Here is a 543-nt window from a genome sequence, read left to right on the forward strand (position 1 = left end):
GCTGTCCTGGTCTGGCCAGGGTAGCTGGTCTGGATGTTGATGGTGGGATTGGCTGCGGCAAATTGTTCGAGCTCGGCCTGGTCTGCCGCTGAATTCGGATAATACAAAGCCGACAGTTCGCGGAAGTGTTGTACACCGAGCGAGGTGGCGAGCTGGTAGGAGAATTTGCCTTTGCGTCCTGCTATTTCCAGCGGAATACCAAGTGCTACATAGGATTTGGGGCTGAAGTAGCCGCCATGCCCATAAGTGAAGTAGCGCAGGTTTTTGTTGTAGAAGAAGGAGGTGAGTCCTAGCCCTGTGGTAAAACTGAAATCGTTGGTTTTGTAGGCGCGCCAGTAGGCACCGACACCGACTTCTGCTTCGGTATTCTTGGCGACGTTTTTACCTGTGAGTCCGTAATAGCCTAAGGTAGCATAGACGCCACCATCTTCGCCATCGTAGGAGGTGTCGATCTTGACGCCGGTACGGGTGATGCCACCCCAGGTGAGTCCGTAGAGGCTGTCTTTGGCACCGGCATAGGAGAGGTAGCTGTCGGTGACGGAG

1 protein-coding gene is annotated in these 543 nt (G+C 54.5%); it reads right to left on the minus strand.

Annotated elements, in window-relative coordinates; translation table 11 throughout:
• Positions 1–543: cellulose synthase subunit BcsC-related outer membrane protein (locus tag AC3WQT_RS28905; protein WP_492709478.1), on the minus strand; the 543-nt coding region annotated here is incomplete at both ends.

Source organism: Undibacterium sp. FW305-107 (assembly GCF_058788535.1).